This is a genomic window from Brachybacterium phenoliresistens (genome assembly GCF_039530785.1).
Taxonomy (GTDB): Bacteria; Actinomycetota; Actinomycetes; order Actinomycetales; family Dermabacteraceae; genus Brachybacterium; species Brachybacterium phenoliresistens.
In genome coordinates, this window is sequence record NZ_BAAAOW010000002.1 from 329,075 (window position 1) to 351,410 (window position 22,336).

The window sequence follows — 22,336 nt, forward strand, 5'->3', positions numbered from 1 at the left end:
CCGTCGATGACAGCTCACGCCTCGCCAGAGCCCCCGCGCCCGCGCGAGACGGCTCCGCTCCCGGTGGCCGATCTCGCCGGGCGCATCGGCGCCCGCCTCCAGGGGCCCGCGCCCCGCGCGCCGATCACCGGGATCACGCTGGACTCCCGGTCGGTGCGTCCCGGGGACCTCTGGGCGGCCCTTCCGGGAGCCCGCGCCCACGGCGCCGACTTCGCCGACCAGGCGGCCTCCCGCGGCGCGGCCTGCGCCCTGACCGATGCGCAGGGCGCGCAGCGCTGCGCGGACGCGGGTCTCCCGGCGCTGGTGATCCAGGACCCGCGGGCGGCGACCGCGCAGGCGGCCGCCGCCGTGTACGGGGAGCCCGCCGAGCGCCTGGCCACCCTCGCGGTCACCGGGACCAACGGCAAGACCTCCGTGACCACCATGGCGCACCGCACCCTGCTGGCCCTGGGCCGCAGCAGCGGGGTGATCGGCACCAGCGGCACGAGCTTCGTCGGGGACGACGGCACCGAGCACGCCGTCGCCACCGTCCGGACCACCCCCGAGGCCCCCGAGGTCCACGGCATCCTGGCGCGCATGGTCGAGCAGGGGGTCGGCTCCTGCGCGATGGAGGTCTCCAGCCACGCCCTGGTCCTGCACCGCGCCGACGGGGTGGTGTTCGACGTCGCCTGCTTCACCAACCTCAGCCAGGACCACCTGGACTTCCACGGCGACATGGAGTCCTACTTCCAGGCCAAGGCGCAGCTGTTCACCCCCGCGCACGCCCGTCGGGGGATCGTCTGCGTGGACGACGCATGGGGCCGCCGCCTCGCCGCGCAGGCGAGCATCCCGGTGACCACCTACACGACCCGCGAGGACGTTCCCGCCGATGCCCGGGTGCGCGATCTGCGCGCCGACGGATTCGGCAGCCGCTTCCTGCTCGAGCGGGACGGCGCGTCGCCGGACGTCCCCCTGCGCTCCCCGCTGCCGGGCCGCCACTACGTCGCCAACACCGTCGCCGTGGTGCTGATGCTCGAAACCATCGGCGTGCACGGCGAGGCCGTGCACCGCGCGCTCGCCGCCGAGGGCACCGTCCCCGGGCGCATGGAGCTCGTGGCCGAGTCGCCGGTGCGCGGGATCGTCGACTTCTCGCATACGCCGGATGCCCTCGAGCAGGCGCTCGTCTCGCTGCGATCCGTCGCCGGCTCCGGGCGCGTGATCGCCGTGATCGGTGCGGGCGGGGACCGCGACCGCAGCAAGCGCCCCCTGATGGGGGAGGTCGCCGCGCGGCTCGCCGACGTGGTCGTCGTCACGGACGACAACCCGCGCAGCGAGGATCCCGCGGAGATCCGTCGCGCGCTGCTCGCCGGCGTGCCCGATGCGGCATCGGCCCAGGTCCACGAGGTGGCCGGGCGCGCCGAGGGCATCGCCCTGGCCGTCGGCATCGCCGATGTGGGGGACACCATCCTCGTCGCGGGCAAGGGGGCGGAGACCGGTCAGGACATCGGCGGTATCGTCCATCCGTTCGATGATCGTGAGGTCCTGCGCGCATCCCTGACCGGGAGCACGAGGACCGGGACGGAGACGCTGGGATGCTGACTGCCGACGCGGCGGAGATCGCCCGCATCACCGGGGGGACCCTGATCGGAGGGGCCGCCGGTACCGAGACCGTGACCGGGCGCGCCCGCATCGACTCCCGGGCCGTCGAGGCCGGCGACCTGTTCGCCGCCTTCGCGGGTGAGCACGTGGACGGGCACCGCTTCGCGGAGGCCGCGCACGCGGCAGGCGCCGCGCTGGCCCTGGTGAGCGAGGACGTCCCGGTCCCCGCCGTCCGCGTCGACGACGTCGAGGCGGCGCTGAGCGAGCTCGCCCGCGTCCAGCTCGCGCGCGCCCGCGAGCTCGCCCCCGAGCTGCGCGTGATCGCCGTGACCGGCAGCGCCGGGAAGACGGGCACCAAGGACCTCATCGGCCGCCTCCTGGAGCCGCTGGGCCCCACCGTCGCCCCCGCCGGGAGCCCGAACAACGAGCTGGGCCTGCCGCTGACCGTGCTCTCCCTGGACTCCCGGACCCGCTTCCTGGTGCTCGAGATGGGGGCGCGCGGGGTCGGGCACATCGCCCACCTCACGCGCATCGCCCCGCCGGACGTGTCCCTCGTGCTCAACGTGGGCACCGCCCACCTGGGCGAGTTCGGGTCGGTCGAGGCGATCGCCCGGGCCAAGGGCGAGATCGTCGAGGCGCTCCCCCCGCACGGCCGCGCCGTGCTCGCCGCGGAGGACACCCGCGTGGCCGAGATGGCCTCGCGGACCAGCGCCCCCGTCATCACCTGGGGACTGGACCTGGGCGATCTGCGCGCCCGCGACATCCGCCTGGACGAGCTGGCCCGCCCCGCCTTCACCCTCGAGCTGCAGCGCGACCTGGAGCGGGCCGACGGCACGATCGTCCCCGCCGGGACGGCACCGGTGAGCATGCGCATGCTCGGCGAGCACCAGATCCTCAACGCGCTGGCCGCCGCCGCGGCCGCGCTCATGGCCGGGGCCGATCTCGCCGGGGCCGCCGCGGTGCTCAGCACCGCCGAGCCGCTCTCCGGCCAGCGCATGGAGACGGGCAGCGCCGGGGGAGTGCTCGTGGTCAACGACGCGTACAACGCCAACCCCGACTCCATGCGGCTCGCGCTGAAGACCCTCGCGCATCTCGGCCGCGGCCATCGGACCATCGCGGTGCTCGGCGAGATGCGCGAGCTCGGCGCGGACTCCATCCGTCTGCACGACGAGATCGGGCGCCTGGCCGTGCGGCTGAACGTCTCCCGCCTGATCGTGGTCGGCGCGGGCGCCGCACCCATCCACCAGGGGGCCTGCCTCGAGGGCAGCTTCGGCGGGGAGTCGGAGTATGTCGCGACGCTCGACGAGGCCATGGCTGTGCTAGAACGAGAGGTGCGCGACGGCGACGTGGTCCTGCTGAAGTCCTCCCGTGACGCGGGCCTGCGGACCCTCGGCCCGCGCCTGCTGGACCATCTGCACCAGGTCGCCTCCGACGGCGCGACCCGAGCCACCGGCGAACGCCCCGACCAAGGAGACACCCCGGCATGATCGCGATCATCATCGCGGGAATCGGAAGCTTCGTGCTCTCCATCCTCGGCACCCCGCAGTACATCAAGCTGCTGGTGCGCCGCAGCTACGGGCAGTTCGTCCGCGACGACGGCCCGACCTCGCACTCGACGAAGCGCGGCACCCCCACCATGGGCGGCGTCGCGATCATCCTCGCGACGGTGCTGGGGTACCTCATCTCCCACGCGGTCACCCAGACCTGGCCGTCGGTCTCGGTGCTGCTGGTGCTGTTCCTCATGGTCGGCCTGGGCTTCGTCGGCTTCCTCGACGACTACCTGAAGATCTCCAAGCAGCGCAGCCTGGGCCTGCGCCCCCGGGCCAAGCTCATCGGCCAGTTCCTGGTGGCGACCGTCTTCGCGGTCCTGGCGCTGCTGTTCCCCGACAGCCACGGGAACACGCCCGCCTCCACGCAGATCTCCTTCGTGCGCGACATCCCCTGGCTCGACCTCGCCTTCGGCGGCACCGTGGTCGGCTTCATCCTGTTCGCGATCTGGGCGAACTTCCTCGTGGCCGCCTGGTCCAACGGCGTGAACCTCACCGACGGCCTGGACGGCCTGGCCAGCGGCGCGACCATCCTGTTCGCCGCCGCCTACCTGCTGATCTCCTTCTGGCAGTGGCGCCAGGGCTGCGCGGAGGGACTGGACCTGGCCGCCGGCGCCCCCCACTGCTACACGGCCCGCGACCCGCTGGACACCGCCGTGGTCTGCTCCGCGATCATCGGGGCCTGCGTCGGCTTCCTGTGGTGGAACACCTCGCCCGCGAAGATCTTCATGGGCGACACCGGCTCCCTCGCCCTCGGCGGCGCCCTCGCGGGCCTGACCATCGTCTCGCGCACGGAGATCGTCGGCGCGATCATCGGCGGGCTGTTCGTGGCCATCTCCCTCTCCGTGATCATCCAGGTGGTCAGCTTCAAGACGACCGGCAAGCGGGTGTTCCGCATGGCGCCGCTGCAGCACCACTTCGAGCTGCTGGGGTGGAACGAGGTCACCATCGTCGTGCGCTTCTGGATCGTCGCGGGCCTGCTCGCCGCGGTCGGGCTGGGCCTGTTCTACCTCGAGGCCCTCCCCAGGCTGAGCTCATGACCGCCTCTCCCGAGCCCGAGATGGCCGCGTCCCGTCGCGCCGGGAACGACCCCCGCAGGGCGGAGGACCGCCCCTGGCCGGGGATGGACGTGTCCGGACTGCACATCCTCGTCACCGGCTTCGGCGTCTCCGGCTACGCCGTGGCCGACCAGACCCTCCAGCGCGGCGCCCGCGTCACCGTCGTGGACGCCGCGGACACCGAGCGCGCCCGCGAGCAGGCCCGCATCCTCGAGGTGTTCGGCCTGCGCGCCCTGCTCGGACCCGAGCACACCCGGGCGCTGCCCGCGGGCGACCCCGTGGACCTCGTGGTCACCTCTCCCGGATGGCGCCCCGACCAGCCCCTGCTGGCGCAGGCCGCGGCCGACGGCGTGCCGATCTGGAGCGAGGTCGAGCTGGCCCGCCGCATGCAGCCCGCCGACGGCCCCGCCTGGCTGGGCGTGACCGGCACCAACGGCAAGACCACCACGGTCACCATGCTCGAGTCGATCCTGCAGGCCGCCGGCCTGCGCGCGGTCGCCTGCGGGAACGTGGGCCTGCCGGTGATCGAGGCCGCCCTGGATCCCGAGGGCTTCGACGTCCTCGCCGTCGAGCTGTCCAGCTTCCAGCTGCACTGGACGCAGCACCTGCAGTGCGAATCCGCCGTGGTGCTGAACCTCAGCGAGGACCACCTGGACTGGCACGGGTCGTTCGCCGCGTACGCGGCCGCGAAGGGCCGCATCTACGAGGGCGTGCGCACCGCCTGCGTCTACGCGACCGCGGACGAGACGACCCGAGATCTCGTCGAGGAGGCCGATGTCCAGGAGGGCGCGCGCGCCGTCGGCATCGGCCTGGGCAGCCCCGGCCTCTCGGAGCTCGGCGTGGTCGAGGGCATGCTCGTGGACCGCGCCTTCATCGAGGACCGCCGCACCCGCGCCGCGGAGCTCGGCACTCTCGCGGACCTCGCCCATCTGGGGCCGCAGGGCGCGCCGCCGCACATCGTGCTGGACGCCCTCGCGGCCGCCGCGCTCGCCCGGGCCCACGGCGTCCCCCAGGAGGCCGTCCGCGACGGCCTGCGGAGCTACCGCGCCGGCGCCCATCGCGCGGAGGTCGTGGCCACCGGCGGCGGGACGGTCTACGTGGACGACTCCAAGGCCACCAACCCCGATGCCGCACGCGCCTCCCTCGTCTCCGCGGAGCGGATCGTCTGGATCGCCGGCGGGCTGACCAAGGGGGCCGACGTCGACTCCCTGGTGGAGGCCGTCTCCGGGCGTCTGACCGGCGTGGTGCTGATCGGCGAGGACGATGCGCCCTTCCGCGACGCCCTGGCCCGACACGCCCCCGCCCTCCCGCTCGAGCGCCCCGATCCGGGGCACACTGGCGACGCGGAGGGCCGCGCGGAGTACATGCGCCGCGTCGTCCGCGCCGCCCGCTCGCTCGCGGGGGACGGGGACGTGGTGCTGCTGGCGCCGGCCGCCGCCTCGATGGACCAGTTCGCGAACTACGCGGAGCGCGGCGACCTGTTCGCCGCCGCCGCGCGGGAGATCGCCCATGCGGACGGCTGAGTCCGCCCGGACCGCTGCGGCCAAGGAGGCACGGTGACGACCCAGGAGACCCGCAAGCGCTCCACCGCGGTCGTGCGACCGGACGAGGAGCGCCCCCTCGGGGACATCGGCGCCCGCGTCCGCGCCGGCGTCGCCGCCTGGACGAGGTCGCCGGCGCTGGACTTCTATGCGCTCATCGCCATCGGGACGATCCTGGTGTGCCTGGGGCTGGTCATGGTGCTCTCGAGCTCGGCCGTCATCAACATCGCCAAGGGGGAGTCGGGCTACGCCGGGCTCTTCCGGCAGGGACGCTTCGCCCTGATCGGCCTGGCCGGGCTGCTGGTCGCCGCGATCCTGCCGCCGAGCTGGTACAAGCGCCTGGCCTGGCCGGCCCTGATGCTGGGGGTGCTGCTCCAGCTGCTGGTGTTCAGCCCGCTCGGCTGGGAGGTCTACGGAAACCGCAACTGGATCGTCGTCGGCGGGCAGACCCTGCAGCCCTCCGAGATGCTGAAGCTCGCCCTCGCCGTCTGGCTCGGCGCGCTGCTGGCCGTGAAGCGCCCCCTGCTGAGCCGGCCCTTCCACCTGATCGTCCCGCTGGTGCCCGTGGTCATGCTGTCCCTCGGCCTCGTGGTCCTGGGCCACGACCTCGGCACCATGCTGGTGATGGCCATGCTGGTGGCCGGCTCCATGTGGGTCGCGGGCGTGCCGCGGCGCTGGTTCGCCCTCGTCGCCGGCGTCGGCACGATCGGCGTGATCGCCCTGACGGTCACCAGCGCCAACCGCATGCGTCGCATCTCGAGCTGGCTCCACGGCACCTGCGAGGGAGCCACCTGCGACCAGTCGAACATCGGCCTGCAGGCCCTGGCCGAGGGCGGCTGGTGGGGCAAGGGCCTCGGCCAGTCCGCGCAGAAGTGGGGCCGCCTGCCCGCCGCGCAGGACGACTTCATCTTCGCGATCATCGGCGAGGAGCTGGGCCTGATCGGCACGCTCAGCGTGGTCGCCGTGTTCGCCCTCCTGGCCCTGGTGCTGTTCCGCATGATCACCCGCATCGACGACGCCTTCGTCCAGATCACCATCGGCGGCATCAGCGCCTGGCTCCTCGGACAGGCCCTGGTGAACATGATGGTGGTCACCGGGCTGCTGCCCGTGCTCGGCGTGCCGCTGCCGTTCATCTCCTCCGGCGGCTCCGCCCTGGTGGCCTCGATGATGGCGCTGGGGATCCTGCTGTCCTTCGCCCGGCACGAGCCCGGGGCGAAGGAGGCGATCTCGGCCCGGATCGGCTCCGTGCGCACCTCGCTGACGGTCATGCCCGCCTCGCAGTCCGAGCGCTCCGCGCGGCCCCGCCGCCCCTCCGCGCTGTCCCGCCTGCTCGCCCGGCTGCCCGGGCGAGGCCGTTCCGGGAGCCCGGCGGGCGCTGCCGCGCACCGCACCCGCGCGGGCCGCTCCGCGACGCCGCGCCCGACGAAGTCCACATCCCGCTCAGCGGGATCCGCCGCGGCGCCGAGATCCTCGCGCCGCACCTCGCGCCGTTCGGGAGGACGCCGATGACCGCACCCCGCATCCTGCTCGCCGGAGGAGGGAGCGCGGGGCACGTCTCCCCGCTGCTCGCCGTCGCGGACCGCATCCGCCGCAGCGAGCCCGAGGCGGAGATCCTCGTCCTCGGCACCGCCGACGGGCTCGAGGCCGATCTCGTGCCCGAGGCCGGCTTCGAGCTGATCACCATCCCCAAGGTGCCCTTCCCCCGCCGGCCGGACCTGGACGCGCTGCGCTTCCCGATGCGCTTCGGCGGCACCATCGGCGCGGTGCGCCGCCTGCTGCGGGAACGGCGCATCGAGGCGGTGGCCGGCTTCGGCGGCTACGTCTGCCCGCCGGCCTACCTCGCGGCCGCCGCCGCAGGGATCCCGCTGATCGTCCACGAGGCCAACCGTCGCCCGGGCCTGGCGAACCGGCTCGGCGCCCGCCGCGCCGCGGCGGTCCTCACCGCCTTCGACGCCACCCCTCTGCCCGGAGCCCGCCGCATCGGCATGCCGATGCGGCCCGGCATCGCGCACCTGGACCGGGAGGAGCGCCGCGCGGATGCCGTGCGCTCCTTCGGGCTCGATCCCTCGCGTCCCGTGCTGCTGGTGACCGGCGGCTCGCTGGGAGCGCAGCGGATCAACGAGACCGTGCACGCCTCCCGCACCGCCCTGCTGGACGCCGGCGTGCAGGTGCTGCACGTGACCGGGAAGGGCAAGGCCGATCTCGCCGAGGAGGAGGGCTACCGGGTCCTCGAGTACGTCAAGGCCATGGAGGACGCCTACGCCGCCGCGGACCTCGCCATCACGCGCTCCGGCGCCGGGACCGTGTGCGAGGTGACCGCCGTGGGTCTGCCCGCGGTGTTCGTCCCGCTGCCGATCGGCAACGGCGAGCAGGCCCTGAACGGCCAGGACGTCGTCTCCGCCGGCGGCGCGCTGATGGTCCCGGACGCCGAGATGACCCCGGGCGTCGTCACCGGGACGGTGCTGCCGCTGCTGCGCGATGCCGACCGCCTCGCCGAGATGTCCGAGCGCTCGCGCGGATTCGGGATCGCCGACGCCGCCGAGCAGATGGCCGCGATCGTGATCGGCGCCGCACGGGGAGCCTGAGCGTCCCCGCTGCGCCCGAGCGATACCGTTTCTGCCATGACCGAACCCGCGCCCGCCCCCGCCGATGCCCCCGCGCCGCAGGTGCGCACCATCCTCCGTCCCGGTGACGTGATCACCCGCGATGACTGGCCCGCGGCCGCGGAGCAGGACGTCCGCAGCATCCACGTGGTGCGCATCGGCGGGGCCGGGATGTCCGCGGTGGCGCGCCTGGCCCTCGAGGCCGGGCTGCGGGTCAGCGGCTCCGACTCCCAGGACGGCCAGTTCATCGGCCCCCTGCAGGAGGCCGGCGCGCGCATCGTGATCGGCTTCCGCGCCGAGACCCTCGCCCCGGACACCGACCTGGTCGTCGTCTCCACCGCGGTGCGTCCCGACAATCCCGAGGTGATCGCCGCCCGCGAGCGGCAGATCCCCGTCATCCATCGTGCCGCCGCCCTCGAGGGCCTGCTCGGCCGGCGCCCCCTGATCGCCGTCGCCGGGACCCACGGCAAGACCAGCACGACGGCCATGGCCACCCTCGCCCTGCGCGGGGCCGGGCACGACCCCGCCTGGGCCCTCGGCGCCGCGGTCCCCGACCTCGGCCGCAACGCCGGCTTCGGCGCGGACCCGGCCGCCGGACGGACGGACCGGCCGGCGCCGGCCGTGGTCGAGGCCGACGAGTCCGACGGCTCCTTCCTCGCCTTCCGTCCCCGCGTGCTCGTGGTCACCAACCTCGAGCCCGATCACCTCGACTTCCACGGCACGCCGGCGAACCTCACCGCGGCCTTCGACGCGGTCGCCGCGCGCATCGCCCCGGGCGGCACCCTGGTGGTGTGCGCCGATGACCCCGGCGCCGCGGCGCTCGGTGCGCGGGTGCGCGCGGCCGGGGGCGCGGTGGCGACCTACGGCGCCGCCGAGCAGGCCGACTGGCGCCTGGTCTCCGAGCAGAGCACCACCGCGGGAGCCCGCGCCCGCGTCGCGGCCCCCGGCGGGGAGCTGGCGCTCGACCTCGCGGTCGCCGGTCACCACAACGTCCTCAACGCCCTCGGGGCGATCGCCGCCGCCGCCCTCGCGGATCCGCAGGCCGCCCTCGACGACCTCGCCGCCGGTCTCGCCGCCTTCCGCGGGGCCGCGCGCCGCTTCGACCTGCGCGGCACGGAGGCCGGCGTGGCCGTGTACGACGACTACGCCCATCATCCGCGCGAGGTCGAGGCCACCGTCCAGGCGGCCCGCGGGATCGTGGACGCCGCCGGCCGCGGCGGCCGGGTCCTGGTCGTCTTCCAGCCCCACCTGTACTCCCGCACCCGGGACTTCGCCGCGGAGTTCGCCGCCGCGCTCGAGCTGGCCGACCGCGCCTGGGTGCTGCCCGTCTACGGCGCGCGCGAGGACCCCGACCCCACCGTCACGGCCGGCACCATCACCGGGCACGGCACGCGCGGGCACCTGGTCGAGGTCGCGGACCGTGCCGGGATCGGCGCCCTCGTGGCCGCCGAGGCCCGGGACGGGGACGTCGTGCTCCTGCTCGGCGCCGGCGACATCGTCGAGGACACCCCGGGAGTGCTCGCGGCGCTGCGCGGCACCCCGGAGACGGCGGCGTGAGCTCCCGCAGGCCGCCCCGCAGGCCCGGAGCCCCGCGCCGCGCCGAGCGGCCGATGCGCCGCGCCGAGCCCGCGCGCCGCACGGAGCCGACGCCCCGCCGCGCCGAGCCCGCCCGCCCCGCCGAGCCCGCCCGCCCCGCCGAGCCCGCCCGCCCCGCCGAGCCGACGGCCCGCCCTGCCGAGCCGACGGCCCGGCGCGCCGCGCCGTCGACCGGCCGGTCCGAGGCGCCGGTGCGCCCCATGGCGGCCCGGGCCGCCGCCCCCGCATCCGTCCGGACTCCCGCGTCCCCGGCGGCCCGGACCCCGGCCTCTCCGGAGGCGGCCCCGGAGGGGCCGCGACGCGTCGTCCCGGCGGCGGATCGCTTCCGCTCCCTGGTGACCCCGCGGCCGTGGCTGCGGCGCCGCCGCACGATCCTCGCCGTCTCCGCGGGGCTGCTGGTGCTGGTCCTGGCGGCGGTCGGCGTGCTCCTGTACGCCCCCGCCTTCCGGGTCGCGGACGTCGAGATCGCCGGGACCGGCTACGTCGATGCGCAGGCCGTGCGCCGTGCCGCCGAGCCGGCGCTCGGCACGAGCATCCTGCGCGTCCCCTCCGGGCGGATCACGGCGGAGGCCGAGGCGATCCCCGGCGTGGCGAGCGCCTCCGTGGAGCGCACCTGGCCCGACGGGCTCCGCGTCACGGTGCGCGAGCGCACGCCCATCGCGACGGTCGCGACCGCCGACGGCGGCACCGCGGTGGTCGACGCCGAGGGGGAGCAGCTCCCGCCCGAGGCGGCCGAGGGCGCGACGCTGGTGCCGCTGACCGTCGCGACCGGCTCCAAGGATCCTGAGGGCGCCACCGACGCGATGCTCGAGGTGCTCGCGGAGCTGCCCGCGGACCTGCGCGGGTCCACCAGCGCCATCTCCGCGTCCTCCCGCTCCGACGTCACCCTGACCGTCGCCGTGGGGGAGGGGCAGAAGACGGTCGTGTGGGGCGATGCGCAGGACGCGGAGCTCAAGGCCCAGGTCGTCGCCGCCCTCCTCGGGCAGCCGGGAACGGTGATCGACGTGTCCTCCCCGGTCGCCCCCGTCACCCGCTGACCGGGCGCCGACCGCGCCCGGGAATTCCCTCACCGTATTTCCTGCCGACACGCGCGCGAGGTGTTTGCGCCGGGTGCGCGGCGTCCATAGCGTCAGAAGCACGGATGAGAACGTATGAACCTGAACCTCAACTCGAGGTCGAGGGTTTGGCACCGGGGTCGAGCGGACGGCCCCGCACCGCTCCCATCAGCACAGACATCGAGAGCAAGGACCCGAACGTGACCGGATCACAGAACTACCTCGCAGTCATCAAGGTCGTCGGCATCGGCGGCGGCGGTGTGAACGCCGTCAACCGCATGATCGAATCCGGTCTCAAGGGCGTCGAGTTCATCGCCATCAACACCGACGCGCAGGCGCTGCTGATGTCCGACGCCGACGTCAAGCTCGACGTCGGCAAGGAGATCACCCGCGGCCTCGGCGCCGGCGCCGACCCGGAGGTCGGCAAGAAGGCGGCGGAGGACCACGCCGAGGAGATCGAGGAGGTGCTGCGCGGCGCCGACATGGTCTTCGTGACCGCCGGCGAGGGCGGCGGCACCGGCACCGGCGGTGCGCCGGTCGTGGCGAACATCGCCCGCAGCCTGGGCGCGCTGACCATCGGTGTGGTCACCCGTCCGTTCACCTTCGAGGGCCGTCGCCGCTCGACCCAGGCCGAGTCCGGCATCGCCGCCCTCCAGGCCGAGGTCGACACCCTCATCGTCATCCCCAACGACCGCCTGCTGTCGATCGCCGACAAGCAGGTCTCGATGCTCGACGCCTTCAAGTCCGCCGACCAGGTCCTGCTCTCCGGCGTCCAGGGCATCACCGACCTCATCACCACCCCGGGTCTGATCAACCTCGACTTCGCGGACGTGAAGTCCGTGATGCAGGGCGCGGGCAGCGCGCTGATGGGGATCGGCTCGGCCCGCGGGGACGACCGCGCCCTCCAGGCGGCGGAGCTCGCGGTCTCGAGCCCCCTGCTGGAGGCCTCCATCGACGGCGCCTACGGCGTGCTGCTGTCCATCCAGGGCGGCAGCGACCTCGGCCTCTACGAGGTCTCGGAGGCCGCCCGCCTGGTGCAGGAGGCCGCCCACCCCGATGCGAACATCATCTTCGGCTCCGTGATCGACGACGCCCTGGGCGACGAGGTCCGCGTGACCGTGATCGCGGCGGGCTTCGAGTCCGGCGGCCCCAGCCCGCGCCAGACGGCGCAGCCCGCAGCGATCCCGCAGCGCAGCGAGCCCCGCCGGACCGAGACGCAGCCGCGGCCCGCTCTGGGCCGGTCCGAGCAGCAGGAGTCCCGCGGTGCCGGCGCCGGGGCGTTCTCCGGCTCCTGGGGCACGCCCCAGCAGACCTTCACGCCCTCCCCGCAGGAGCAGCAGGCGGTGCCGCCGCGCCCGGCGTCCGCGCCCCAGCCCAGCCCCGAGCCGGCGACCGAGGTGCTGGACCCGGCCGAGGCCGAGTCCGCCGAGCGGCCGGCGCAGCAGGCCCAGCCCGCCTCGCCCCAGCCGGTGCGTCCCCCGCGCATCCAGGAGCCCGAGGGCGACGACGATCTCGACCTGCCGTCGTTCCTGAAGTGACGCTCCCGGCCGATGCCGTCCTGCGGGCCCCGCATCTGCGCGGGGCCCGCGCCCTGTTCACCACCCGGGCGGGCGGCATCGGCGCGGCGCCCTACGACAGCCTGAACCTCGCCCTGCACGTGGGGGACGAGGAGTCCGCCGTGCGCCGCAACCGCGACCTGCTCCGCGCGGAGATGGGCGCGCCCCTGGCCGCGGTCGATCAGATCCACTCGGCCGAGGTGCACGTCCTGCCCGCCGACGGCCCGGTCCCCGTGATCCCCGCCGATGCGCTGGTGACCTCCCGCCGCGACGTGGCGCTGCTGATCATGGTGGCCGACTGCCTGCCCGTGCTGCTGAGCGACGCGGCCTCCGGCGTGATCGGCGCCGCCCATGCGGGCCGTCGCGGCCTGCTCGACGGCGTGCTCCAGCGCACCGTGGAGTCCATGGCGGCGCTGGGCGCCGTCCCCTCCCGGATCCGGGCGAGCATCGGGCCGAGCATCTGCGGGGACTGCTACGAGGTGCCCGCCGCCATGCAGGAGGAGTCCGCCGCGGTCCTGGACGGCATCTGCGCGCGCACCCGCTGGGGCACCCCGGCCCTGGACCTGCGGGCGGGCGCCGTGCGAGCCCTCGAGCTCGCCGGGGTGCCCGCCTCCGCCGTCGCGGTCGAGGCCCCGTGCACCCTCGAGGACCCGCGCTTCTTCTCGTACCGGCGCGAGGGCACCACGGGGCGCTTCGCGGGCGTCATCCGCCGGGCCTGACGCGATCGCCCGCGCGGCACGGATCACGAGGACACGCCGGGATCCTGCGGACGACACGCCGTGCGCCTCCACGCGGGATATGCATCGCTCCGGTACGTTCCATGGGAAGGGTCCCCACGCACTCCCCGTGCTTCCCCGGGATCCCGTCAGCGGAATGAAGACAGACTGGGAGATCTGCCCATGGGCACGTGGCACAACGCGATGGTCGCACTCGGCCTCGCGAACGAGGTCGACGAGGACTACTACGACGACGAGCGGGACGTCCGCGACGACGCGCCGGCGGCGCGCCGCACCGAGCGGGCCCCGGAGCAGCATGTGGAGCGCGAGGCTCAGGTGACGCCCATCCGGCGCAACCATGTCGTCGCGATGAGTCCTTCTCAGGAGGAGACGATGGCGCGCATCACGACCATCCACCCGCGGTCCTACAACGACGCCAAGGCCATCGGCGAGTCGTTCCGCGACGGTGTCCCGGTGATCGTGAACCTCTCGGACATGCAGGACGGCGACGCCAAGCGCATGGTCGACTTCTCCGCGGGGCTCGTGTTCGGGCTGCGCGGCTCCATCGAGCGCGTCACCTCCAAGGTCTTCCTCCTGTCCCCGGAGTTCATCCAGGTCGACGGCGAGGCGACGGCCGAGGAGAGCAGCTTCTACAACCAGAGCTGAGGGCCGGTGCAGCTGATCGCCTCGGTGGCGTACATCGCGCTGCTGCTGTACATGATCGCGCTGGTGGCGCGACTGATCCTGGAATGGATCCAGGCCTATTCGCGGGATTTCCGGCCGCGGGGCCTGGTCCTCGTGCTCTTCGAGCTCGTCTACTCCCTCACCGACCCACCGGTGCGGGGGCTCCGTCGCATCATCCCGCCGATCCGCCTCGGCGCGGTGGCCCTGGACCTGAGCCTGATGATCCTCCTGCTCGGAGGGTCCATCCTGCTGTCCGTGCTCGGGGGCCTCGCTTCCTGAGAGGCCGGTGCGGAGATCGGATCCGCTTTCGGCTACGCTGTGTCGCAGGTGCGCACACGTAGGCGCCACACAACCAAGACTGACGAGAAGGTGACCCCATGGCCCTGATGCCCGAGGACCTGCTGAACAAGCGCTTCACCCCGGTGCGGTTCTCCGAAGGCTACGACATGGACGAGGTCGACAATTACCTCGACAACGACGTCCTGCCGCGCCTGCAGGAGCTCATCGACGAGAACGCGCGCCTGACCACGGAGCTCGAGGAGGCCCAGAACCGCATCGCGGAGCTGGAGTCCGCCGCGGCCGCCTCCGCGCAGGCCCCCGCGGCCGTCGCCGAGGACGAGGACACCGCCGTCGCAGCCGTCGCCGAGACCGAGGCTCCCGCGGCCGAGCCCGCCGAGGAGCCCGTCGCGGAGGCCCCGGCCGAGCCCGCCGCAGCCCAGAGCCCCGACGCCTCGGCCGCCGGCATCATCGCCCTGGCCAACCGCCTGCACGACGAGTACGTCAAGAACGGCGAGGACGAGCGCGACCGCCTCATCAACGCCGCGCAGGAGGAGCACCAGCGCATCGTCGGCGAGGCCGAGGAGAAGTCCCGCACCACGCTGGAGGCGCTCGAGGTCAAGAAGGCGGAGCTGGAGAAGGCGATCGAGGGTCTGCGCACCTTCGAGCGCGACTACCGCAACCGCCTGCGCAACTACCTGGAGAACCAGCTGCGCGATCTCGACACCAGCGAGACGCAGGACAAGCAGGCGAACTTCGGTCTGTGAACCGTTCCGCCACGGACCCTGCGAACGCCGGACGCGATGCGTCCGGCGTTCGCCGTCCTCTCCCTCTGACCGCCGTCCTGGCGATCGTCCTGGTGCTCGGCGCCGCCCTCGCCGTCGCCGACCAGGCGACCAAGAACTGGGCCGAGTCCGCGCTGCCGCTGGGCCGCTCCCAGCCCCTGCTCGGCGAGATCCTCCAGCTGCACCTGCTGTACAACTCGGGCGCCGCCTGGGGGATGGGCGCCGGCGCCACCCCGGTGGTGACCTGCCTGCAGCTGCTCATCTGCGTGGGCGTGCTCGTCTTCGCCGTCCGCGCGGTCCGCTCGCCCTGGTGGGCGCTGAGCCTCGGGCTGATCATCGGCGGGGCGCTCGGCAACATCCATGACCGGCTGCTGCGCCCGCCCGGTCCGTTCCGCGGCGAGGTCGTCGACTTCCTCCAGCTGCCGAACTGGCCCGTGTTCAACGTGGCGGACATGGGCGTGGTCGGCGGGGCGATCCTGCTGGTCCTGCTCAGCGTGATCGGCGTGCCCTCGGACCCCTCCCGCCCCGCGGACGCGGCGGACCGCCGCCCGGCCCCGACTGACCAGGAGCACGGAGCATGAGCGAGGAGCGCACCCTTCCCGTGCCCGACGGGCTGGCGGGGGAGCGGGTCGACGTCGGCGTCTCGCGGCTGTTCGGCCTCTCGCGCACCCGGGCCGCGGAGCTCGTGATGGCCGGCGAGGTCACCATCGACGGCGCCGTGCCCGCCCGCTCGACCCGCCTCGAGGCCGGAGCCCTGCTCACCGCGGTGATCCCGCCGGCGAGGCCTGCGGCGCAGATCCACGCCGGGGTCGTCGAGGGCATGAGCATCGTCTTCGAGGACGACCACATCGTCGTCGTCGACAAGCCCGTGGGCGTGGCCGCCCATCCCAGCGTCGGCTGGACCGGGCCGACGGTGCTGGGCCATCTCGCCGGGGCCAACATCCGCATCTCCACCTCGGGTGCGCCCGAGCGCAAGGGGATCGTCCAGCGCCTGGACGTGGGCACCAGCGGTCTCATGGTCGTCGCCAAGTCCGAGCGCGCCTACTCGGTGCTCAAGGACGCCTTCCGCCGCCGCACCGTCTCCAAGACGTACCACGCGGTGTGCCAGGGCCACCCGGACCCGCTGCGCGGGACCATCGAGGCGCCCATCGGCCGCTCCCCGCACCACGACTACAAGTACGCGGTCATGAGCACCGGCAAGCACGCGGTGACCCACTACGAGGTCGAGGAGATGTTCCGCTCGGCCGCGCTGCTGGAGATCCACCTGGAGACCGGCCGCACCCACCAGATCCGCGTCCACTTCTCCGCCATGCGGCATCCGCTGGTGGGGGACCCGCTCTACGGCTCGGATCCGACGATCGCGGCCCGTCTGGGCCTGGAGCGCCAGTGGCTGCACGCCGTCGAGCTCAGCTTCGAGCATCCGATCTCCCGCGAGCAGGTCACCTTCACCTCGTCCTATCCCGAGGACCTCGCCGAGGCGCTCCGCATCCTGCGCGAGGGCTGAGGCCCCTGCGGCGCCGGGTGCGGAGCCGATCGCGATACCGTCGGAGCATGAGCGACGAGCAGCCGAGCACCGCCCTGTCCGCCTCCCGGGACAGCGCCCTGTCCCGCCCCGACTTCCCCTTCGCCCGGGTGGCGCGGCGCCTGGGCATCGACCCTGCCGGCGCGGAGCTCGCTCTGCGCGACGAGGGCCGGGCCCGCACCGCGGTGGAGGAGGCCGCCCAGGCCTACCTCGAGGCCGATGACGACCGCCGTGCGGGGCGCACCCCCGCCAGCCCCATCGCCCTGGACCCGGACTTCCCCACCGGCGTCGGCATGGCGCTGGTGGGCGCGGCGGTGCTGTGGGACGCGCGCCATCTGGTGCCGAGGATCGCGCTGCGCGTGGCCAAGGACCACTACGAGTCCGGGGACGACGAGCTGGCCGCCAGCTACATCGCCCTGGTGCAGGAGTCCGTGGACCCCGGGCAGGACGACGCCTCCGCCTGGGCCGCCCAGTCCCTGCTCGTGGCCGTGCTGCAGCGCTCGGGCTCCGCGGCGGCGGCCGATGAGATCGCCCGCGACCTCGCCGCCCACGACGTGCCGATCGACCTGTGGCGCGACGACGATCCGAGCCTGCCCGACGACTCCCTCGCCTGGCACGGCGGCGCCTTCGTCGGCGGCATCCCGCCGCGGCGCGACGAGCGCTCGCTGAGCACCGAGGACGTCCAGGACTACCTCGCGACGCTGCTCGCCGAGACCCGGCGCGGGCAGCAGGCCGAGGAGGACGGCGGGTCGCGCTGATCCGCTGACCGCGCACCGCCGGCCGCCTCCGCCGCCGGGCCGTCCGCCCCCTCGCCGGCACCGGCTCCCCGGGCGGGCGGCGGCCGGCGGATCACGGGGATCGGGCGACACGCCGGACGCGCGGCGTGACCTTCGCGGCCGCTGCGGCGGGACCCCGGGGGCCCCGCCGGAGGGGGACGGTGACTAGGCTTGGACCATGGCTTCCGACGACTTCGTGCACCTCCACGTCCACACCGACTACTCCCTCCTGGACGGGGCCGCGAAGATCAGCAAACTCGTCGACGAGACCGCACGTCTGGGTCAGAAGGCCATCGCGATCACGGACCACGGCTACACCTTCGGGGCCTACGAGTTCTACCGCACCGCGAAGGCCGCCGGCATCAAGCCGATCATCGGCGTCGAGGCGTACGTGACCCCCGGCACCAGCCGCCACGACCGCACCCGTGTGCAGTGGGGCACCAAGGAGCAGCAGGAGGCGGGGGACGACGTCTCCGCGCGCGGCGCCTACACCCACCTGACCCTGCTCTCGCGCACCACCGAGGGGATGCACAACCTCTTCCGCCTGGCCTCCACCGCCTCGCTGGACGGCCAGATGGGCAAGTGGCCACGCATGGACCGCGAGAGCATCCAGAAGTACAGCACGGGCCTCATCGCCACCTCCGGATGCCCCTCCGGCGAGGTGCAGACCCGCATCCGCCTGGGGCACTGGGACGAGGCCGTCAAGGCGGCGGGGGAGTACCAGGACATCTTCGGCAAGGAGAACTACTTCATCGAGCTGATGGACCACGGGCTCTCCCTCGAGCAGCGCGTGACCAAGGAGCTGCTGGAGCTGTCCCGGACCATCGGCGCCCCGATCGTGGCGACCAACGACCTCCACTACGTCACCGAGGAGGACGCCAAGATCCAGGATGCGCTGCTGTGCATCAACTCCGGGTCGACCTTCGACACCCCCGGCCGCTTCAAGTTCGACGGCTCGGGCTACTACCTCAAGTCCGGGCGCGAGATGCGCGAGCTGTTCCGCGAGCTGCCCGAGGCCTGCGACAACACGCTGCGCATCGCCGACATGGTGGACGTCGCCTTCACCACCACCGACGAGGGCGCGAACTACATGCCGGTCTTCCCGACCCCGCCGGGCGAGGACGAGCACTCCTGGTTCGTCAAGGAGGTCGAGCGGGGCCTGGAGTACCGCTACCCCGCGGGCATCCCCGACGAGGTCCGCGCGCGGGCGGACTACGAGGTCGGCGTCATCACGCAGATGGGCTTCCCGGGCTACTTCCTGGTCGTCTCCGACTTCATCAAGTGGGCCAAGGAGAACGGGATCCGGGTGGGGCCGGGCCGTGGCTCCGGCGCCGGCTCGATGGTCGCCTACGCCATGCGCATCACGGACCTCGACCCGATCGAGCACGGCCTGCTGTTCGAGCGGTTCCTGAACCCCGACCGCGTGTCCATGCCCGACTTCGACGTCGACTTCGATGATCGCCGCCGCGGCGAGGTGCTCGAGTACGTCACCCGCAAGTACGGCGACGACCGCGTGGCCCAGGTGATCACCTACGGGGTGATGAAGACGAAGAACTCCCTCAAGGACGCCTCGCGCGTGCTGGGCTACCCGTACGCCATGGGCGATCGCCTCTCCAAGGCGCTGCCGCCCACCGTGATGGGCAAGGACATCCCGATCTCCGGGATCTTCGACCCGGAGCACAAGCGCTACGCCGAGGCGGGGGAGTTCCGCCGCCTGCACGACGAGGACCCGGACGTGCGTCGGGTGGTGGACATCGCCCGCGGCGTCGAGGGCCTGACCCGCGGCTGGGGCGTGCACGCCTGCGCCGTCATCATGTCCAGCGACCCGCTGATCGACATCATCCCGATGATGCGCCGCCCCTCCGACGGCCAGATCATCACCCAGTTCGACTACCCGACCTGCGAGACGCTGGGCCTGCTGAAGATGGACTTCCTGGGCCTGCGCAACCTCACGGTGCTCTCCGACGCGGTCGAGAACATCACCAAGAACGGCAAGGAGGCCGTCGACCTCGAGCAGCTGCCGTTCGACGACACCGCCACCTACGAGCTGCTCCAGCGCGGCGACACGCTGGGCGTGTTCCAGCTCGATGGCTCCGGCATGCGCACGCTGCTGCGCCAGATGAAGCCCGACCAGTTCGGCGACATCACCGCGGTCTCGGCCCTGTACCGTCCCGGGCCGATGGGCATGGGCTCGCACACGAACTACGCGATGCGCAAGAACGGCCTGCAGCCGATCACGCCGATCCATCCGGAGCTGGAGGAGCCGCTCTCGGAGATCCTCGGCGAGACCTACGGCGTGCTGGTCTACCAGGAGCAGGTCATGCAGACGGCGCAGAAGGTCGCCGGATACAGCCTGGGACAGGCCGACATCCTGCGCCGCGCCATGGGCAAGAAGAAGAAGGCCGAGCTGGACAAGCAGTTCGTCTCCTTCGAGGCCGGCATGAAGGAGCACGGATACTCCGACGAGGCCGTCAGCGCCCTGTGGGAGACTCTGCTGCCCTTCGCCGACTACGCCTTCAACAAGTCGCACTCCGCCGCCTACGGCGTGGTCTCCTACTGGACCGCGTACCTCAAGGCGAACTACCCCACCGAGTACATGGCGGCGCTGCTCACCTCCACCCAGGAGAACCGCGACCGCCTGGGCCTGTACCTCGGCGACTGCCGCCACCGCGGCATCACCGTGCTCCCCCCGGACGTCAACGAGTCCGACATGTACTTCTCGGCCGTGGGCGACGACATCCGCTTCGGGCTCTCGGCCATCCGCAACGTGGGCATGAACGTCGTCGAGGCGATCATCCAGGCGCGCGAGGAGAAGGGCGCCTTCACGTCCTTCACCGACTTCCTGGACAAGGTGCCGCTCACGGTGTGCAACAAGCGCACCATCGAGTCGCTCATCAAGGGCGGCGCCTTCGACTCCCTCGGGGCGAACCGCCGCTCCCTCGTGCTGATCCACGAGGATGCGGTCGATGCCGTGGTCGACGTCAAGCGCAAGGAGGCCCAGGGGCAGTACGACCTGTTCGGCGCGGACATGTTCGGCGACGACCCCAGCGCCCAGACGGGCTCCGCGGCGACGATCACCGTGCCCGACCTGCCCGAGTGGGACCGCAAGGAGAAGCTCGCCTTCGAGCGCAACATGCTGGGCCTGTACGTCTCGGACCACCCCCTGCACGGGCTCGAGCACGTCATCGCCCAGAACTCCTCGACGTCGATCAGCGCGCTCGCCGACGAGGGCGCGGTCGAGGACGGCGCCATGGTCACCATCGCCGGGCTGATCACGGCCCTGCAGCGCAAGACCACCAAGAAGGGCGACATGTGGGCGATCGCCACCGTCGAGGACCTCGAGGGGTCGATCGACTGCCTGCTGTTCCCCTCGACGTACCAGACGGTCGCCACGGAGCTCGCGGAGGACCTCGTCGTCTCCATGAAGGGCCGCGTGGACACCTCCAAGGGCATGCCGGAGCTTCGGGTGATGGAGATGACGATCCCCGAGACCGGCGGCGGGGCCGACGGCCCGGTGGTCATCTCCCTGGCGGCGGGCCGCGCCACGGAGAAGGTCGCCCAGCAGCTGCGGGACGTGCTGGAGGACAACCGCGGTTCGAGCGAGGTCCGCCTGCGCCTGCAGGAGCCCGGCCGCACCACGCTGATGCAGCTGGACAAGCGCTTGTCCGTCACCCCGTCGGCCGCGCTGTACGCCTCGCTCAAGGCCCTGCTGGGCCCGGGCTGCCTCCAGTGAGCGGGCCGACGGGCGCGGGCGCTCCCGGCGCCGGGCCGGGCACCGAGCCGGGAGCCGCCGCCCGCGAGCTGCTGCCGGAGGCGCTGCTCGCCGAGATCCGGGAGCGCGCCGCCGTCTACGACCGCGAGAACCGCTTCTTCGACGAGGACCTCGCCGCGCTGCGCGAGCGCGGATACCTGCGCCTGCTGGTGCCGCAGGAGCTGGGCGGCCTCGGCGCCACCCTGGCCGAGGCCGGCCGCGTCCAGCGGCGCCTGGCCGCGGCGGCGCCGGCGACGGCGCTCGCGATGAACATGCACCTCGTGGTCACCGGCGCGGCCCTGCACGCCCACCGCCGCGGGCACGAGGGCGTGCGGCCGATCCTCGAGGACGCCGCGCAGGACCGCCTGTTCGCCTTCGGGATCTCCGAGGCCGGCAACGAGGCGATGCTCTTCGACGCCTCCACCGAGGCCCGCCGCCTCGACGAGGCGCCGCGGAGCGCCGGGACGGCCCCTGCCGGCCGTCGCGGCGGGGCGGCGGGGGGAGGCGTCGTCTTCTCCGGCACCAAGATCTTCACCTCGCTGGCTCCCGCCTGGGATCGCCTGGTGGTCCACGGCCGCCTCGCCGCGACCGTGGAGACGGACCCGACCCTCGTGTTCGGCGTCCTCGAGCGCACCGAGGCGGTGCGCACCCTGGACGACTGGGACACCCACGGGATGCGCGCCAGCCAGTCGCGCACCACGATCCTGGACCAGGCGCCCTGCCCGGCGGAGCAGGTCATCACCACCACCCCGGTCGGCCCGAACCAGGATCCCTTCGTGCTGGGCGTGTTCGGCTGCTTCGAGCTGCTGATCGCCGCGGTGTACACCGGCATCGCCCAGCGCGCCGTCGAGCTCGGCACCCAGGTCGCGCTGCGCAGGCGGAGCATCACCCGCGGGATCGTCCACGCGGACGATCCCGACGTGCGCCGCCGCCTGGCCCGGGCCGCGATCGGCGTGGACGGCTCCGTGCTCCAGATCGACAAGCTCCTCGCCGACCTCGACGCCCTCGGCACGGGGGAGGCCGGTCCCGGGACCACCGACCACGGCGGGCGCTGGTTCCTGCAGTTCTCCGGGGTGAAGTCCCGCGCCACGGAGGCGGCGATCGCCGCGGTCGACGAGGTGCTGCGGGCCAGCGGCGGAGCCCACTACTCGCGCCGCAGCGAGCTGGAGCGCCTCTCCCGCGACGCGCGCGCCGGGATCTACCACCCCAGCGACGAGGAGTCCGTGCAGGCCTCCTACGCGAAGGCGCTGCTGGGCGAGATCGGCGCCGCGGGCTCCGGAGCCTGACGCCTC

At 73.4% G+C, this 22,336-nt stretch carries 18 protein-coding genes; all 18 read left to right on the forward strand.

The genetic code is table 11. The annotated features are described in order from the left end of the window. The first annotated feature begins 6 nt into the window (after positions 1 to 6). The 18 genes from ABD234_RS05945 to ABD234_RS06030 all read left to right on the forward strand — a co-directional run bounded on the left by ABD234_RS05945 (position 7) and on the right by ABD234_RS06030 (position 22,330). A complete protein-coding gene (locus tag ABD234_RS05945) occupies positions 7 to 1,578 on the forward strand; it encodes a UDP-N-acetylmuramoyl-L-alanyl-D-glutamate--2,6-diaminopimelate ligase (protein WP_051486835.1) in 1,572 nt (523 codons plus the stop codon). Further along, complete coding sequence (locus ABD234_RS05950; protein WP_038372516.1) at positions 1,572 to 3,065, forward strand: UDP-N-acetylmuramoyl-tripeptide--D-alanyl-D-alanine ligase; 1,494 nt, start codon at positions 1,572 to 1,574, stop codon at positions 3,063 to 3,065. Before ABD234_RS05945 ends, ABD234_RS05950 begins: the two co-directional genes overlap by 7 nt. Beyond that, positions 3,062 to 4,165, forward strand: coding sequence for a phospho-N-acetylmuramoyl-pentapeptide-transferase (gene mraY, locus ABD234_RS05955; RefSeq protein WP_038372517.1), 1,104 nt, complete (start codon positions 3,062 to 3,064; stop codon positions 4,163 to 4,165). Before ABD234_RS05950 ends, mraY begins: the two co-directional genes overlap by 4 nt. A gap of 20 nt (positions 4,166 to 4,185) precedes the next feature. Then, positions 4,186 to 5,706 carry a UDP-N-acetylmuramoyl-L-alanine--D-glutamate ligase gene (gene murD, locus ABD234_RS05960; RefSeq protein WP_038372619.1) on the forward strand — a complete coding sequence of 507 codons (1,521 nt, stop codon included), beginning with the start codon at positions 4,186 to 4,188 and terminating at the stop codon, positions 5,704 to 5,706. Between the two features lie 33 nt (positions 5,707 to 5,739). Next, entirely contained in the window at positions 5,740 to 7,233 is a 1,494-nt protein-coding gene (locus tag ABD234_RS05965) for a peptidoglycan glycosyltransferase FtsW (RefSeq protein WP_084148459.1), read from the forward strand. Further along, a complete protein-coding gene (murG, locus tag ABD234_RS05970; RefSeq protein ID WP_038372519.1) occupies positions 7,230 to 8,309 on the forward strand; it encodes an undecaprenyldiphospho-muramoylpentapeptide beta-N-acetylglucosaminyltransferase in 1,080 nt (359 codons plus the stop codon). Before ABD234_RS05965 ends, murG begins: the two co-directional genes overlap by 4 nt. A 36-nt stretch (positions 8,310 to 8,345) precedes the next feature. Beyond that, a complete protein-coding gene (gene murC / locus ABD234_RS05975; protein ID WP_344354602.1) occupies positions 8,346 to 9,884 on the forward strand; it encodes a UDP-N-acetylmuramate--L-alanine ligase in 1,539 nt (512 codons plus the stop codon). Beyond that, positions 9,881 to 10,960, forward strand: coding sequence for a cell division protein FtsQ/DivIB (locus ABD234_RS05980; protein ID WP_344354603.1), 1,080 nt, complete (start codon positions 9,881 to 9,883; stop codon positions 10,958 to 10,960). The genes murC and ABD234_RS05980 overlap by 4 nt, the downstream gene beginning before the upstream one ends. 218 nt (positions 10,961 to 11,178) lie before the next feature. After that, on the forward strand, positions 11,179 to 12,516 hold the full coding sequence (gene ftsZ / locus ABD234_RS05985) for a cell division protein FtsZ (RefSeq protein ID WP_038373089.1): 1,338 nt from the start codon (positions 11,179 to 11,181) through the stop codon (positions 12,514 to 12,516). Then, a complete protein-coding gene (pgeF, locus tag ABD234_RS05990) occupies positions 12,513 to 13,253 on the forward strand; it encodes a peptidoglycan editing factor PgeF (RefSeq protein WP_051486922.1) in 741 nt (246 codons plus the stop codon). The genes ftsZ and pgeF overlap by 4 nt, the downstream gene beginning before the upstream one ends. A gap of 180 nt (positions 13,254 to 13,433) precedes the next feature. After that, on the forward strand, positions 13,434 to 13,916 hold the full coding sequence (locus tag ABD234_RS05995; protein ID WP_038373088.1) for a cell division protein SepF: 483 nt from the start codon (positions 13,434 to 13,436) through the stop codon (positions 13,914 to 13,916). Between the two features lie 6 nt (positions 13,917 to 13,922). Further along, on the forward strand, positions 13,923 to 14,213 hold the full coding sequence (locus ABD234_RS06000) for a YggT family protein (RefSeq protein WP_038373087.1): 291 nt from the start codon (positions 13,923 to 13,925) through the stop codon (positions 14,211 to 14,213). Positions 14,214 to 14,311: 98 nt separating this feature from the next. Next, on the forward strand, positions 14,312 to 14,977 hold the full coding sequence (locus ABD234_RS06005; RefSeq protein ID WP_038373085.1) for a DivIVA domain-containing protein: 666 nt from the start codon (positions 14,312 to 14,314) through the stop codon (positions 14,975 to 14,977). After that, complete coding sequence (gene lspA / locus ABD234_RS06010) at positions 14,974 to 15,576, forward strand: signal peptidase II (protein ID WP_051486921.1); 603 nt, start codon at positions 14,974 to 14,976, stop codon at positions 15,574 to 15,576. Before ABD234_RS06005 ends, lspA begins: the two co-directional genes overlap by 4 nt. Further along, positions 15,573 to 16,499 carry an RluA family pseudouridine synthase gene (locus ABD234_RS06015; RefSeq protein ID WP_038373084.1) on the forward strand — a complete coding sequence of 309 codons (927 nt, stop codon included), beginning with the start codon at positions 15,573 to 15,575 and terminating at the stop codon, positions 16,497 to 16,499. Before lspA ends, ABD234_RS06015 begins: the two co-directional genes overlap by 4 nt. 47 nt (positions 16,500 to 16,546) lie before the next feature. Further along, the gene (locus ABD234_RS06020) at positions 16,547 to 17,275 is read left to right on the forward strand and encodes a hypothetical protein (protein WP_038373083.1); all 729 of its coding nucleotides are present in this window, start codon (positions 16,547 to 16,549) and stop codon (positions 17,273 to 17,275) included. 196 nt (positions 17,276 to 17,471) lie between these two features. Next, a complete protein-coding gene (gene dnaE / locus ABD234_RS06025) occupies positions 17,472 to 21,026 on the forward strand; it encodes a DNA polymerase III subunit alpha (RefSeq protein ID WP_038373082.1) in 3,555 nt (1,184 codons plus the stop codon). Between the two features lie 68 nt (positions 21,027 to 21,094). After that, the gene (locus ABD234_RS06030) at positions 21,095 to 22,330 is read left to right on the forward strand and encodes an acyl-CoA dehydrogenase family protein (RefSeq protein ID WP_038373139.1); all 1,236 of its coding nucleotides are present in this window, start codon (positions 21,095 to 21,097) and stop codon (positions 22,328 to 22,330) included. The last annotated feature ends 6 nt before the right edge of the window (positions 22,331 to 22,336 follow it).

Excerpts from the sequence above, each read along its gene's own strand:
- ABD234_RS05945 (WP_051486835.1), top strand. The coding sequence starts at position 7 with ATGACAGCTCACGCCTCGCCAGAGCCCCCGCGCCCGCGCGAGACGGCT.
- ABD234_RS05950 (WP_038372516.1), top strand. The coding sequence starts at position 1,572 with ATGCTGACTGCCGACGCGGCGGAGATCGCCCGCATCACCGGGGGGACC.
- murD (WP_038372619.1), top strand. The coding sequence starts at position 4,186 with ATGGCCGCGTCCCGTCGCGCCGGGAACGACCCCCGCAGGGCGGAGGAC.
- ABD234_RS05995 (WP_038373088.1), top strand. The coding sequence starts at position 13,434 with ATGGGCACGTGGCACAACGCGATGGTCGCACTCGGCCTCGCGAACGAG.
- ABD234_RS06005 (WP_038373085.1), top strand. The coding sequence starts at position 14,312 with ATGGCCCTGATGCCCGAGGACCTGCTGAACAAGCGCTTCACCCCGGTG.
- murG (WP_038372519.1), top strand. The coding sequence starts at position 7,230 with ATGACCGCACCCCGCATCCTGCTCGCCGGAGGAGGGAGCGCGGGGCAC.
- ABD234_RS06015 (WP_038373084.1), top strand. The coding sequence starts at position 15,573 with ATGAGCGAGGAGCGCACCCTTCCCGTGCCCGACGGGCTGGCGGGGGAG.
- murC (WP_344354602.1), top strand. The coding sequence starts at position 8,346 with ATGACCGAACCCGCGCCCGCCCCCGCCGATGCCCCCGCGCCGCAGGTG.
- mraY (WP_038372517.1), top strand. The coding sequence starts at position 3,062 with ATGATCGCGATCATCATCGCGGGAATCGGAAGCTTCGTGCTCTCCATC.
- ABD234_RS06020 (WP_038373083.1), top strand. The coding sequence starts at position 16,547 with ATGAGCGACGAGCAGCCGAGCACCGCCCTGTCCGCCTCCCGGGACAGC.
- dnaE (WP_038373082.1), top strand. The coding sequence starts at position 17,472 with ATGGCTTCCGACGACTTCGTGCACCTCCACGTCCACACCGACTACTCC.